9 protein-coding genes and 4 tRNA genes are annotated in these 15,371 nt (G+C 31.2%); 9 read left to right on the top strand and 4 right to left on the bottom strand.

Going from position 1 to position 15,371, the window contains the following annotated elements; genetic code table 11:
• Nucleotides 1-53: 53 nt before the first annotated feature.
• The 8 genes from K0039_RS14955 (at nt 54) to hprK (ending at nt 8,464) form a co-directional block, all read left to right on the top strand.
• A tRNA-Gly gene (locus tag K0039_RS14955) sits at nt 54-127 on the top strand.
• A gap of 15 nt (nt 128-142) precedes the next feature.
• A tRNA-Val gene (locus K0039_RS14950) sits at nt 143-218 on the top strand.
• Between the two features lie 16 nt (nt 219-234).
• Nucleotides 235-311: transfer RNA gene (locus K0039_RS14945), tRNA-Asp, on the top strand.
• Between the two features lie 4 nt (nt 312-315).
• Nucleotides 316-391, top strand: a tRNA-Lys gene (locus K0039_RS14940).
• A 334-nt stretch (nt 392-725) separates the two neighbouring features.
• A complete protein-coding gene (uvrB, locus tag K0039_RS14935) occupies nt 726-2,696 on the top strand; it encodes an excinuclease ABC subunit UvrB (protein ID WP_228105868.1) in 1,971 nt (656 codons plus the stop codon).
• Nucleotides 2,696-5,521 (top strand): excinuclease ABC subunit UvrA, encoded by a 2,826-nt coding sequence (gene uvrA / locus K0039_RS14930; protein ID WP_228105867.1) that lies wholly within the window; start codon nt 2,696-2,698, stop codon nt 5,519-5,521. Before uvrB ends, uvrA begins: the two co-directional genes overlap by 1 nt.
• Nucleotides 5,522-5,712: 191 nt before the next feature.
• The gene (gene uvrC / locus K0039_RS14925; protein WP_228105866.1) at nt 5,713-7,527 is read left to right on the top strand and encodes an excinuclease ABC subunit UvrC; all 1,815 of its coding nucleotides are present in this window, start codon (nt 5,713-5,715) and stop codon (nt 7,525-7,527) included.
• A 76-nt stretch (nt 7,528-7,603) separates the two neighbouring features.
• Nucleotides 7,604-8,464, top strand: coding sequence for an HPr(Ser) kinase/phosphatase (gene hprK, locus K0039_RS14920; protein WP_416390116.1), 861 nt, complete (start codon nt 7,604-7,606; stop codon nt 8,462-8,464).
• A 77-nt stretch (nt 8,465-8,541) separates the two neighbouring features.
• On the opposite strand, the gene K0039_RS14915 is transcribed toward hprK, so the two are convergent.
• The 4 genes from K0039_RS14915 to fba form a co-directional block, all read right to left on the bottom strand.
• A complete protein-coding gene (locus tag K0039_RS14915) occupies nt 8,542-10,302 on the bottom strand; it encodes an NADH-dependent [FeFe] hydrogenase, group A6 (RefSeq protein ID WP_228105865.1) in 1,761 nt (586 codons plus the stop codon).
• Between the two features lie 23 nt (nt 10,303-10,325).
• A complete protein-coding gene (locus K0039_RS14910) occupies nt 10,326-12,215 on the bottom strand; it encodes an NADH-quinone oxidoreductase subunit NuoF (RefSeq protein WP_228105864.1) in 1,890 nt (629 codons plus the stop codon).
• A 12-nt stretch (nt 12,216-12,227) separates the two neighbouring features.
• The gene (locus K0039_RS14905) at nt 12,228-12,728 is read right to left on the bottom strand and encodes an NADH-quinone oxidoreductase subunit NuoE family protein (RefSeq protein WP_228105863.1); all 501 of its coding nucleotides are present in this window, start codon (nt 12,726-12,728) and stop codon (nt 12,228-12,230) included.
• Between the two features lie 840 nt (nt 12,729-13,568).
• Nucleotides 13,569-14,432 (bottom strand): class II fructose-1,6-bisphosphate aldolase, encoded by an 864-nt coding sequence (fba, locus tag K0039_RS14900; protein ID WP_228105862.1) that lies wholly within the window; start codon nt 14,430-14,432, stop codon nt 13,569-13,571.
• Nucleotides 14,433-14,631: 199 nt separating this feature from the next.
• Here fba and K0039_RS14895 point away from each other — a divergent pair, with 199 nt between their 5' ends.
• Complete coding sequence (locus tag K0039_RS14895; RefSeq protein ID WP_228105861.1) at nt 14,632-15,354, top strand: pseudouridine synthase; 723 nt, start codon at nt 14,632-14,634, stop codon at nt 15,352-15,354.
• Nucleotides 15,355-15,371 lie beyond the last annotated feature (17 nt).

Here is a 15,371-nt window from a genome sequence, read left to right as displayed (position 1 = left end):
ACACCGCCCTTTCACGGCGGTAACAGGGGTTCGATTCCCCTATGAGTCACCATGCGGGTGTAGCTCAATGGTAGAGTTCCGGCCTTCCAAGCCGGCTGTGAGGGTTCGATCCCCTTCACCCGCTCCAATTTAATTAATTCCCGGGACCATAGCTCAGCTGGGAGAGCACCTGCCTTACAAGCAGGGGGTCACAGGTTCGAGCCCTGTTGGTCCCACCATTAAAATATATAATGCGGCCTGGTAGTTCAGTTGGTTAGAATGCCAGCCTGTCACGCTGGAGGTCGAGGGTTCGAACCCCTTCCAGGTCGCCATAATGACTCATTAGCTCAGTCGGTAGAGCACTTGACTTTTAATCAAGGTGTCCGGAGTTCGAATCTCCGATGGGTCACCAATTATTCATAGAAACCATGTATAAATTTATACATGGTTTTTTGTTTTAACTATATATAGAAGATATTATGTTAAATGGAGCTTATATAAAAATAAGCTCCATTTTTATGTACTAAGGAATTATAAATCATCTATAATCTGTTGGCTATATGAGAGAAGGAAATTTTTCTTACTAAAACATTATATTATAAATTATTTAAATTATTTTAAATGGGTAATATATTAATGAATAAATTTTATAATAAATGTTTATACAAAAGGTCAATAATAGAATTATTATGGTATAATTATTATTGTAATTATACGGAACGGATGTTCTAAAGGAGTGAGGAGATATGGATTTTGAAATTCAATCAGCTTTTAAACCAACAGGGGATCAGCCAGAAGCAATAAAAGAGATTGTTACTTCAATTAATAAGGATGAAAAATTTCAAACATTACTAGGGGTGACAGGTTCGGGTAAAACTTTTACTATGGCAAATATAATTAGAGAGGTAAAGAAACCAACCTTAATCCTAGCTCATAATAAAACTTTAGCCGCTCAGTTATATAGTGAGTTTAAGGAGTTCTTCCCTAATAATGCAGTTGAATATTTTGTAAGTTATTATGATTACTATCAACCAGAAGCTTATGTGGCATCTAGTGATACATACATAGAAAAAGATGCAAGTATAAATGATGAAATAGATAAATTAAGACACTCAGCCACAGCATCCATATTAGAAAGAGATGATGTAATAGTAGTATCTTCTGTTTCTTGTATTTATGGTATTGGGGATCCTGATGATTATAAAAAACTTATGCTATCCATTAGAACAGGAATGGAAATTGATAGAGATACCCTTATAAGAAAATTAGTAGACATACAATATGAAAGAAATGATATTAACTTTGTTAGAGGAACTTTTAGAGTTAGAGGAGATATTTTAGAATTATTCCCAGCAAGCGATGATGAAAAGGCTATAAGAATAGAATTCTTTGGGGATGAGATAGATAGAATAGTGGAAATTGACTATGTCACAGGAAAAATTTTGGGAACGAGAAGTTATATAGCAGTATTTCCAGCATCGCATTATGTTACCACTCCAGAAAAAGTTGCTCATGCAGTGGAAGCTATTGAAAAAGAGCTATTAGAAAGAGTTCAATATTTTAAAGAAAATGATAAATTAATAGAAGCTCAGAGAATTGAACAAAGAACTAAATATGATATAGAGATGCTTAATGAAATAGGTACTTGCCAGGGAATAGAAAACTATTCAAGACATATAACAGGAAGAGAAGAAGGTGAAAAACCTTATACATTAATGAGTTTCTTCCCAGATGATTTTTTATTAATAGTGGATGAGTCGCATGTTACTATTCCTCAGGTCAGAGGAATGTATGCAGGAGACCGTTCAAGGAAACAATCATTAATAGAAAATGGATTTAGATTACCTTCTGCTTATGACAACAGGCCTTTAAACTTCTCTGAATTTGAAGAAAATATAAATCAAGTACTGTTTGTTTCTGCAACACCAGGACCTTATGAAATAGAGCGTTCTACAACTGTGGCACAGCAAATAATAAGACCAACCGGTCTACTTGATCCGGTTATAGAAGTAAGACCAATTGAAAATCAAATAGATAATTTAGTTGGCGAAATAAATAAGGTAGTTGAAAAGAAAGAAAGAGTATTAATTACAACTTTAACTAAGAAAATGAGTGAAGATTTAACGAACTATTTAAAAGAAATAGGAATAAGGGTTAAATATTTACATTCAGATATAGATACACTGGAAAGAACCGAAATAATTAGAGATCTAAGACTGGGTAAATTTGATGTATTAGTAGGTATAAACTTACTTAGAGAAGGTTTGGATATACCTGAAGTTTCTTTAGTTGCCATATTAGATGCAGATAAAGAAGGCTTCTTAAGGTCTGAAACTTCACTAATACAAACAGTTGGACGTGCAGCTAGAAACTCAGAAGGTAGAGTAATAATGTACGCTGATAAGATTACACGTTCTATGGCAGCAACTATTGAAGAAACAAAGAGAAGAAGAGAAATACAATCTCAGTATAACGAAGAAAATGGAATTATTCCTAAAACTATTGTTAAAGAAGTTAGAAATAGCATAGAAACACTTAAACCGGCTGATGAAGAAGTTGTATTTGGAATTGCTGAAAGCGAAGATGAATATGAAGTTCAAAATAATATAGAAACGCTACAGAAAGAAATGATGGAAGCTGCACAAAACTTACAATTTGAAAGGGCAGCTCAGTTAAGAGATAAGATAAAAGAGTTGGAAGAAAGGATAAAGAATTAATGGAAGATAAAATCATTGTAAAAGGTGCAAAAGAACATAACCTTAAAAATGTCAGTATAGAACTTCCTAGAAATAAGTTTATAGTTTTCACAGGTCTATCGGGCTCTGGAAAATCATCTTTAGCTTTTGATACTATTTATGCAGAAGGTCAAAGAAGATATGTGGAAAGCTTATCAGCTTATGCTAGACAGTTTTTAGGTCAAATGGAAAAACCAAATGTGGAATATATAGAAGGATTATCACCGGCAATATCTATAGATCAAAAGACAACATCAAAAAATCCTCGTTCTACAGTTGGTACTGTAACAGAAATTTATGATTATTTAAGACTTTTATTTGCAAGAGTTGGAGATGTACATTGTCCTACATGTGGTGAACCAATATCTCAAATGACTATACAAGAAATAGTAGATAAAATAATTGAATTACCTGAAAGAACTAAGATTCAAATTTTATCTCCTGTAGTAAGAGGTCAAAAAGGAACGCACAAAAAACTTATAGAGAGTATTGCTAAAGATGGTTTCGTAAGAATAAGGGTTAATGGAGAAAATCAGGAAGTAACTGATGAGATTAATTTAGAGAAAAATAAAAAACACAATATAGAGGTTGTTGTAGATAGAATAGTTGTGAAAGATGGAATAGAAGGAAGACTTGCTGATTCCATAGAAACAGCTGTTAAATTATCTGATGGACTTGTTATAGCTCAAATAATAGATGGAGAAGAAATCTTATTCTCTACTAAATTTGCTTGTCCAGAACATGGAATAGGAATTGAAGAACTATCACCAAGAATGTTCTCATTCAATGCTCCTTTTGGTGCTTGTGATGTATGTAAAGGTTTAGGAGAAAGTAGAGAAGTTGATCCAGATCTTGTTATACCAAACAAGGAATTAAGTATTAAACAAGGAGCCATAGCAGCTTGGGGAAGTGTAAGTACAAGTGATGATACATATTATAGTAAAATGGTGCAAAGCTTAGCAGAACATTTTAATGTATCTCTAGACACACCATTTAAAGACTTACCAGAAGATTTTGTTCAAGAATTACTTTATGGTGAAAATAATGTAATGGTTCAATTTATATTTGATTCAAAATTTGGAGGAAGAAGAGAATATAAAGCTCCTTTTGAAGGTGTAATAGTAAATCTTGAAAGAAGATATAGAGAAACTAATTCAGAGTATTCAAGAGATAAAATTGAAGAATATATGGCTGAAACACCTTGTCCAAAATGTAAAGGTAATAGGCTTAAAAAAGAAGTGCTATCTGTTTTGATAGGCGAAAAAAACATAATGGAGGTTACAGATTTATCTGTAAAAGAATTATTAAATTTCGTTCAAAACTTAGAATTAAGTGAAAAAAATAAATTTATAGCGCATGAAATTTTAAAGGAAATAAATGAAAGAGCATCTTTCTTAAAAGATGTTGGACTTGAATATTTAACTTTATCAAGAAAAGCGGGAACTTTATCAGGAGGAGAAGCACAACGAATTAGGCTTGCAACTCAAATAGGTTCTGCTTTAGTTGGAGTTTTATATGTACTTGATGAGCCAAGTATAGGACTTCATCAAAGAGACAATGAAAAATTAATAGGAACTTTGAGACATTTAACTGACCTTGGAAATACATTAATTGTAGTTGAACACGATGAAGACACTATGAGAGAAGCTGACTACGTAGTAGATATTGGTCCAGGGGCAGGAATTCATGGCGGAGAAATAGTAGCTCAAGGTACTTTAGATGAAATCTTAGAAAATCCGAATTCAATGACTGGATTATATTTAAGTGGTAAAAAAGTAATAGAAATACCTGATAGTACAAGAGAAGGTAATGGAAACTTTATAGAAATTAAAGGTGCCACAGAAAATAATTTAAAAAACATTAATGCAAAGATACCTCTTGGAAAATTTGTATGCATAACTGGTGTATCAGGATCAGGAAAAAGTTCATTAATCAACTCTATTTTGTACAAAGGTGTAGCAAGTAAAGTTAATAGATTAAGACAAAGACCTGGAAAACACAAAGAAATTAAAGGTATTGAAAATATAGATAAAATAATAAATATAGACCAAAGCCCAATAGGAAGAACTCCTAGATCAAACCCTGCAACTTATACAGGTGTATTTGATCAAATAAGAGACTTATTTGCCACAACAAACGAAGCTAAGGCTAGAGGATACAAAAAAGGAAGATTTAGTTTCAATGTTAAGGGTGGTAGATGTGAAGCCTGTAAAGGTGATGGTATAATAAAAATAGAAATGCATTTCTTACCAGATGTTTATGTACCTTGTGAAGTATGTAAAGGAGAAAGATACAATAGAGAAACTCTACAAGTTAAGTATAAAGATAAAACTATAGCAGATGTTCTTGATATGAATGTAGAGGAAGCTTTAAAGTTCTTTGAAAATATACCAAATATAAAAAGAAAGCTTGAAACATTAATGGATGTGGGACTTTCTTATATTAAACTTGGTCAACCTTCAACTCAGTTATCAGGAGGAGAAGCGCAAAGAATTAAATTAGCAACAGAATTAAGCAAAAGACCAACAGGAAAAACTTTATATATACTTGATGAGCCTACAACAGGACTTCATATGGCGGATGTTGATAAATTGATTCATGTTTTACAAAAGTTAGCTGATACAGGAAATACTATAGTTGTTATAGAACATAACTTAGATGTTATAAAAACTAGTGATTATATTATAGATTTAGGACCTGAAGGTGGAGATAAAGGTGGAAAAATAATCGCTACCGGAACTCCTAAAGAAGTATCTAAGGTGGAGGGTTCTTATACTGGCCAATTTCTAAAAAAATACTTTGAATAAGTTTTAAATTTAAATATTCTCAAAGACTAAATATAAACTTCTAATTTTTATGTATATAAAGATTAGAAGTTTTATTATAGAATGAATTATGGATAAAAATTTTGAGCAAAGTAGTACCTGAAGCAGTAACAAAAATGATTTGCTTACGTAATGGATCAGGTGAAGCAAATTTTGATTTCGGAGGAATATAAGTGTTTGATATACAAGAACAATTAAAAAAACTACCAGCTGAACCTGGAGTATATTTAATGAAAGATGAAAATGATAAAATAATATATGTTGGAAAAGCAGTCTCATTGAAAAATAGAGTAAGACAGTATTTTCAATCATCAAAAAATCATTCTTCTAAAGTAAAATCAATGGTTAAAAATATAAAATCATTTGAATATATAATCACTGATTCAGAGCTAGAAGCTTTAATTTTAGAATGTAATTTAATTAAAAAATATAGACCAAAGTATAATGTTTTACTAAGGGATGACAAGACTTATCCTTATATAAAAGTAACAGTAAATGAAGATTTTCCAAGGGTATTAAAAGTTAGAAGAGTCCTTAGAGATAAAGCAAAATATTTTGGGCCATATACAAATGTGGAAGCAGTTAATGATACTTTAGATGTTATAAGAAATATTTATCCCATAAGAACTTGTAATGTAGATATTGAAAGAGCTATAAAAAGTAATATGAGGCCTTGCCTAAATCTTCATATAAAAAGATGTGTGGGACCTTGTACTGGAAATGTTTCAAAAGAAGAATATAATAAAATGATAGAAGAAATAATATTGTTTTTATCTGGAAAAGAAGAAACTTTAATAGAGATTTTAAAAGAAAAAATGAATAAATGCTCTATGGAATTTAATTTTGAAGAAGCGGCTCTATATAGAGATAAAATAATAAATCTTCAAGATATGATGCAAAAACAAAAAATTGATGTATCTACAGAGGATGTTAATCAAGATATTATTGCTATGGCTTATAATGATGAAGAGGCTTGTGTGCAATCTTTCTTCATTAGACATGGGAAAATTGTTGGAAGAGAGCACTTCATATTAGAAGGAACAAAAGATTCTGACAAGGAATCTATACTTAGCTCTTTTGTAAAACAATTCTATATGAAAGCAGAATACATTCCAAAAGAAATTATAATTGAATGTGGAATAGAAGACCAGGTAGTTCTTGAAGAGTGGTTATCAAATATTAAAGGTCAAAAAGTATTTATAAGGGTTCCACAAAAAGGAGATAAAAAAAGCTTGATATCTATGGTTAAGAAAAATGCTATGGAATATTTAGAAAAATTCTCTAATTTAAACAAAAGAAAATATGAAAGAAGTGAAGGCGCTTTAATAGAGCTGGCGGAAGTTTTAGGCTTGGAAGAACCACCAAGAAGAATAGAATCCTACGATATATCTAACATACAAGGAGTAGACTCCATAGGTGTTATGGTTGTTTTTACAAATGGACTTAAAGATAAAAAAGAATATAGAAGATATAAAATAAAAACTGTAGAAGGTCCCAATGACTATGATTCTATGGCAGAAATTGTAGATAGACGATTGAAAAAAGGGGATTTTGCTGATTTAATATTATTAGACGGTGGAAAAGGTCAAGTTAGTGCTGTACAAAAGGTTTTTGATAAATATGGAATAGATATTCCTTTATGGGGAATGTATAAAGATGACAAACATAGAACAAAAGGATTAATATGTGCTTCTAAGGAAATTGAACTTGATAAAACATCAAATTTATATAGATTTGTTGCTAGTATTCAAGAGGAAGTTCATAACTATGCTATAAGTTATCATAGAAGCTTGAGAAATAAATCATTAACAAAATCTTCTTTAGATGATATTCCTGGTGTGGGAGAAAAAAGGAAAAAAGCCTTATTATCTCATTTTAAAAGTATTGAAGATATAAAAAACGCATCAGTAGAAGAATTATCTAAGGTAGAAGGGTTAAATAAAAGTGTAGCAGAAAATATTTATGATTATTTTAGAAAGGGAGAGTAAATAATTGATAGAAACAGTAAAAGACATAGTATCTATATCTCAATTAATTGAGGATTTAAATTTAGAAGTAGTATATATGCCAAAAGGTAAGGAATACTACGTGGAGTCAGAAGATGTAAATAGAACAGGTCTGCCACTAGCTGGATATTTTGAGTATTTTCCATATGAGAGAATTCAAATAATAGGAAGAACAGAATATACTTATTTTCAAAATATAAAAAAAGAAAAAAGAGAAAAAGTACTAGATAAGTTTTTCTCTTATGAAATTCCTGTGCTAATAGTTACAAGGGACTTAGATATAGATGAAGACATAATAGCAAGTGCTAAAAAATACAACAGAGTTGTTTTAAGCAGTAAATGTAATACAACTCGATTTATTAATAGATTATCTAATTATTTAGATAATAAGCTGGCTCCCCATGTTACGATGCATGGAGTTTTAGTAGATGTATATGGTATAGGTGTACTGATAAAAGGTGAGAGTAGCATAGGTAAATCAGAAACTGCTTTAGAGCTGATACAAAAAGGTCATAGGCTTGTAGCTGATGATGCTGTTGAAATTAGAAAGGTGGATGACAGTAGATTAGTAGGACAAGCACCTGAAATATTAAAACACTATATGGAAATCAGAGGAATAGGCATAATAGATGTAAAAAGTTTATATGGTGTTGGAGCCATAAAAAATCAAAAAGCTATTGATATAGTAATTGAACTAGAAAATTGGAATCAACAAAAGTATTATGATAGATTAGGTTTAGACAGAGAATATGAAGAAATACTAGGAAGACAAGTTGAAAAACTAGTAATACCTGTTAAACCAGGAAGAAATACTTCTATGATAATTGAAGTTGCAGCTATGAACTTTAGACAAAAGGGAATGGGTATAGATGCGGCTCAAGAATTTACACAAAAATTATCTAATGTAATTGATAAATAAATAAAAAAGGGAGTTATGAGATTTTGTAAATTTCATAACTCTCTTTTAGTTTCAATTAATAGGAAAAATATTAATTATTAACACTCAGCATCTGCATATACATTACTTTTATCATAATACTCAGTGTGAAGTAATTCATGAGACTTGTGTCCGCCTCTTTCACCTAGGAAATCATCATATAATTTGATGATATCTGGGTTAGCATGAGAAAGACGCTGTGGTTTATTCGCATCTATTTCATATAAAGCTTTAGCTCTTGCCTTAACTTTATCATAGTCTCCACCATTATAAGGTTGACCAGCACCAGCAACACATCCACCAGGACAAGCCATGATTTCTATTACATGATACTTGCAAGTTCCAGCTCTTAATTCATCCATTAATTTTCTTGCATTTCCTAAACTACTTGCAGCAGCTACATTTACTGTATGACCAGCTATCTCCAAAGAAGCTTCTTTTATACCGTCCATACCTCTAACAACTGTAAAGTCTAGAGATGGAGCTTCTTCTTTAGTTATATCATGATAAGCAGTTCTAAGTGCAGCTTCAAGAACACCACCAGTAGCACCGAATATATCAGCAGCTCCTGTAGAGTATCCAAGAGGGCTATCAAATTCAGCTTCTTCTAAGTTAGCTAAATCTATACCAGCTTCTTTTATCATTCTAGCTAATTCTCTAGTAGTTAATGATAAATCAGTATCTAAATATCCATCTTGACCTAATTCTTCTCTTGAAACTTCGTATTTCTTAGCAACACAAGGCATTATAGACATAACTATAACTTCATCAGGTTTTTTATCTAAAGCTTTTTCAGCAAAGTAGTGTCTAGCTATTGGAGAGAACATACTTTGTGGAGATTTACAAGTAGATAAGTAACCTAATAAATCTGCATATTCATGTTCCATAAAGTTAACCCAAGCTGGACAACAGCTAGTTAATATAGGCAGTTTTTCACCTTTAACAAATCTATTTACAAATTCATTAGCTTCTTCCATTATAGTTAAGTCAGCTGCAAAGTTAGTATCGAATACATAATCGAATCCTAAAGCTTTTAATGCAGCAACCATTTTACCAGTAGATATAGAACCTGGATCTAATCCAAATTCTTCACCTAAGCCAACTCTTACAGCTGGAGCAGTTTGAACCATAACTGGTTTTTCTTTTTGACCTAAAGCAGTCCAAGCTTCAGCAGTATTATCTTTTTCTATTAAAGCACCTGTTGGACATACGCTTATACATTGTCCACAGAAAGTGCAGTTAGTATCAACTAAATCAACACCGTAGAAAGTAGAAACTTCTGTACCAAATCCACGGTTGATGCCAGATAATACACCAACTGTTTGAACTTCGTTACACATAGTTTCACATCTTCTACATAGTATACATTTTGCATGATCTTTAACTATAGATTTAGTAGAAGTATCAACAGGAACATAAGATTGATCTCCATCAGAGAATCTGACACTTCTTATTCCTAAATCTGCAGCAATATCTTGTAATTCACAATTTCCGCTCTTAATACAAGATAAACAATCTTTTGGGTGGTCTGATAACATTAATTCAACAACATTTTTTCTATATTTTAATGCTTCTGGTGAATTAGTGTTTACAACCATACCTTCTCTAACTAATGTACCACAAGCAGGAACTAATCCTCTTCCAGCACTAACCATACATACACGACAAGATGCACAATGATTATCAAATTTTATATCATCCATATGTAAATGACATAGGCTTGGTATTTTAACATTTACTTGTTTTGCAGCTTCTAATATTTTTGTATCAGAAGGAACTGAAACAGCTTTGCCATTTATAGTTAAATTAACTAAACTCATTAATAAACCCCTCCTTAGCGTAATTATCTTTTAACAATTGCACCCTTCTTACATTTTTCTATACAAGTACCACATTTAATACATACAGCAGTATCTATTATATGTTTTTCTTTCTTTTCACCGCTTATTGCATCAACTGGACAGTTTTTAGAACATAGTCCACAACCAATACAATCATCAGTAATCACAAAGTCTAACATAGAACTACATTTTCCTGCTGGACATTTATGATCTTTAACGTGAGCTACGTATTCATCATAGAAACAATCCATAGTACTTAGTACAGGGTTAGGAGCGCATTTTCCTAGACCGCATAAAGCAGTGTTTTTCACAGTTAATGCTAAATCTTTTAAATCAACTAAGTCTTGTTCGCATCCTTTACCTTCACAGATTTTGTTTAATAATTCATATAATCTCTTTGTACCTATACGACAAGGAGTGCATTTACCACAAGATTCCTCAACAGAGAAGTCTAAGAAGAATCTAGCTATTTCAACCATACAGTCAGTTTCATCAAGAACAAGCATACCACCAGAACCCATCATAGAGCCTATAGAAGCTAAAGACTTATAATCTATAGGAGTATCTAAATCTTTAGTAGAAATACATCCACCAGATGGTCCACCAGTTTGAACAGCTTTAAACTCTTTATCATGTAAGATACCGCCTCCTATTTCATAAACGATCTCTCTAAGTGTAGTACCCATAGGAACTTCAACAAGCCCAACATTGTTTATTTTTCCGCCTAATGCGAAAACTTTAGTACCTTTAGAATCTTCAGTACCATAAGAAGTAAACCAATCAGAACCCTTAGTTATTATAGCTGGAACATTACCGAATGTTTCAACGTTATTTAAGCAAGTAGGAGCATTCCATAAACCGTGTTTAGAAGAAGAGAAAGTCTTCATTCTAGGCTCACCACGTTTACCTTCTATAGAGTGCATTAAAGCAGTACCTTCACCACAAACGAAAGCACCAGCACCATATTTTAATTCAAGTTTGAAGTTAAAACCGCTACCCATTATGTTTTCACCTAATAGCCCAGCTTCTTCAGCTGCAGCTATAGCTATTTTTAATCTTTCTATAACACGAGGGTATTCAGCTCTTATGTAGATATACCCTATATCAGAACCAATAGCATATCCACAGATTGCCATAGCCTCCAATACATTATGAGGGTCACCTTCTAATAAAGATCTATCCATAAAGGCACCCGGGTCACCTTCATCAGCATTACATACAACGAATTTTCTACCGTTAACAGGAGGGTTTTTCGCAGATGCTTCCCATTTTACCCCTGTAGGGAATCCAGCTCCACCTCTACCTCTAAGCCCTGAAGTTTTTACTTCGTCGACAACTTGCTCAGGGGTCATTTCATTTAAAGCTTTTCCAAGACCTAAATATCCATCGTTAGCTAAATATTCTTCAAGACGTTCTGGATGTATAACACCAAGATTTCTTAAAGCTATTTTCTCTTGTTTTTTATAAAAAGACATATCTTTTTCGTTATTAACTCTTAAGTTATCTAATGAAGGCTCTTCAAATAATAATCTTTCAACAACTACATTGTTTTTTATATGACTTTCAACAATTTCCTTAGCATCTTCTGGAGAAAGATGTACATAGAAAACATTATCAGGATAAACTTTTACTATAGGGCCAACAGCACAGAAACCAAAACATCCAGTTAATTCAACTTTAGCAACATCTTCAAGGCCAGCTTTTTTTATTTCATCTTGCAAAGCTTCTAAAACTTTTATACTACCAGAAGAAGCACATCCAGTATCACCACAAACTAATATTTCTCTTTTTGCAGGAACACTATCAACGCCGTCTTTTTTTCTTAAATCAAGAAGAGGTTTGTACCCTTCAACAGCAGCTTTTAACTCAGTATAAGAATTAATTCTTTTCATGTATTATCCCCCCTAACAGCTCATTTCTACTTCTTTATAGTCGTTTATTATACCTGTAACATCATCAGGTGTAACTCGACTATATACTCTACCATCAACAACAACAACAGGAGCAAGTCCACAAGCACCTACGCATCTTAAACATTCAATAGTAAATTTAAGATCAGGAGTAGTTTCTCCAGATTTAATTCCTAATTGTTTTTCGAATTCTTCAAGAACAGCATTTGCTCCTTTAACGAAGCAAGCAGTTCCTAGACATACATTAATTTTGTGTTCTCCAACTGGAGTAGTAGAGAAATAAGAATAGAAGCTAACAACGCCATATACTTTGGCAGGAGAGAGACTTAATTTTCCTGCTATATAAAGTTGAACTTCTTTTGGTAGATAGCCAAATATACCTTGAGCTTCTTTAAGTACATATATTAATGCACTCTCATCAGTCTCAGGAAGAGCAGCGATTAAGCTATCTAATTCATCAAATAATTTTTTGTTTTGTGAAACAAAATTGCACATGCAAATTCCCCCTTTTCATTTCGAAGTTAGTCATAGTAAATAATTAACAGCAAAAACTTAAAATACATTCTATAAATTTTGAGAGGATGTATTTATAAAATTAGCTAACTAAAAATTTATAGAGTTAAAAATTTAACATTTTAAAATTTCTATAAAAATATATGAAAAATACCAATATAGAAAAATTTGTAATTCTACTTTATATTATAGTATAAGAATATATTAAAAAGCTAATGAAAAATTATAATTCAAATATAGAATAATTATAAAAAAATGAAGAAATTTAGGGTTTCTTTTAAAAAAATAAAGAAAAATCTAAAAAAAATTAGTCATTAGATTAAAAAAATAAGTGGACTATAATAAATAAATTAAATATTAAAGAATAATTTAAATATTCTGAAAAAATAAAATAAATATGATAACAATAGATTGTCCAAAGTAATAAATTATTTGTTTTTATTATAAATGGATAAATTAATCGTAAATAATTGTTAAAAAAATAACATTAATAATAACCTAATATATTTAAACCATCATGAATGAAAACAGTGAAAATAAAAATAAATGTCGAAAATTACAAAAATAAGTAATGAAATATATGAAAATATGAATTTTAATAAATAAAAATTGACAAAAGAACTCAAATGATAAAAGTAAGTAGTTATATATATATGTATATAATGTTAATAAATTGATTATTCCTTAATTTGAGAATTCGTTTTAATCATGTGGTTAATGGATGTCAGAATTGCTTCTACTTGAAGTAGTTGAGATTAAAAAAAGATAGATGTAATAAAAATCACATCTATCTTTGAGGAATTTTAAATTAAACTATTAAAATTATGCTTGGTTTACAGAACCGAATAGTTCCATTTTTTCTTTAACGCATGCTTTTATAGCATCAACGCCTGGAGCTAATATCTTACGAGGATCAAATCCTTTACCTTGTAAATCTTTTCCTTCTTCTATATATTTACGAGTAGCTTCAGCAAATACAACTTGACACTCAGTATTAACATTTATTTTAGCAACACCTAAAGATATAGCTTCTTTTATCATTTCTTCTGGTATTCCACTTCCGCCGTGTAATACTAAAGGCATAGAACCTGTAGCTTGGTTTATTTTTCCTAAAACTTCGAAGTTTAATCCAGTCCAGTTTTCAGGATATTTACCATGGATATTTCCTATACCAGCAGCAAGGAAGTCTATTCCTAATTCAGATATAGCTTTACATTCTTGAGGATCAGCAACTTCACCAGCTCCAACAACACCGTCTTCTTCTCCACCTATAGAACCTACTTCAGCTTCTACAGATATACCTTTTGAATGAGCTATTTCAACTAATTCTTTAGTTTTAGCTACGTTTTCTTCAAATGGATAATGAGAACCATCGAACATTACAGAAGAGAATCCTGCTTCTATAGTTTGTTTAGCTCCTTCATAAGAACCGTGGTCTAAGTGTAGAGCAACTGGAACTGTTATGTTTAATCCTTTTATTAAACCGTTTACCATTCCAACTATTGTATCGTATCCACCCATGTATTTTCCAGCACCTTCAGATACTCCTAAAATAACTGGTGAATTATTTTCTTGTGCAGTTAATAATATTGCTTTTGTCCATTCTAAGTTATTTATATTGAATTGACCTACTGCATATTTTCCTTTTCTAGCTTTAACTAGCATTTCTCTTGCAGAAACTAACATATTTAAACCTCCAAATTTTAATTAAGTTTAAAATTTATAAAACCTACCCATCAAATATATTATATAACTAAAATAAAAAAGAGTATAGACTAAATTATAATAAGCAAAAATTTAAATTATAATATATAATAGTGATTATGTTATTTTAATATGGAAATAAATGATTTATATAAAAATACTTCTTAAGGAGGTAAATAAAATGGCAAAAAAATTAAGAATAGATAAAATTCTTTCTAACTTAGGATATGGAAGTAGAGCAGAAATAAAAATTTATTGTAAAAAAGGAATAGTTAAAGTAAATGATAAAGTAATATCAAATCCTGGAACGCAAGTTGATATTGATGATGATAAAATTGAATTTAATAATGAAGTGGTAAGATACAGAGAATTTGTTTATATAATGATGAACAAACCAGATGGATATTTATCAGCAACTTTTGATAAGAGAGATCCAATAGTTTTAGATTTAATAGATGCATCTTATTTGACATTTGAACCTTTTCCTGTTGGAAGATTGGACAAAGATACAGAGGGACTTTTAGTTTTAACTAATGATGGTCAATTGGCTCATAGAGTGTTATCACCTAAAAAGCATGTACCCAAGACTTATTATGCAAAAATTGATGGTATAGTAACAGTGGAAGATGTAAAGGCTTTTGAAAAAGGTGTAACCTTAGATGATGGATATGAAACTATGCCTTCTCAGCTTAAAATTTTAGAAAGTGGAGAGATATCTGAGATAGAACTTACTATACATGAAGGTAAATTTCACCAAGTAAAAAGAATGTTTGAGAGTGTAGGCAAAAAAGTAGTATACTTGAAAAGACTTTCTATGGGCAAATTAAAACTAGATGAAACATTAGATATAGGTGAATATAGAGAATTAACTGATGAAGAAGTTAAACTAATAGAAGAAAGATAAAAGAGCGGAGGAAATTA

Origin of the sequence: Terrisporobacter mayombei (genome assembly GCF_020748465.1) — a bacterium.
GTDB classification, from domain to species: Bacteria; Bacillota; Clostridia; order Peptostreptococcales; family Peptostreptococcaceae; genus Terrisporobacter; species Terrisporobacter mayombei.
The sequence above is the reverse complement of the archived record's forward strand: the minus strand, read 5'-3'. Positions and strand labels throughout refer to the sequence as shown.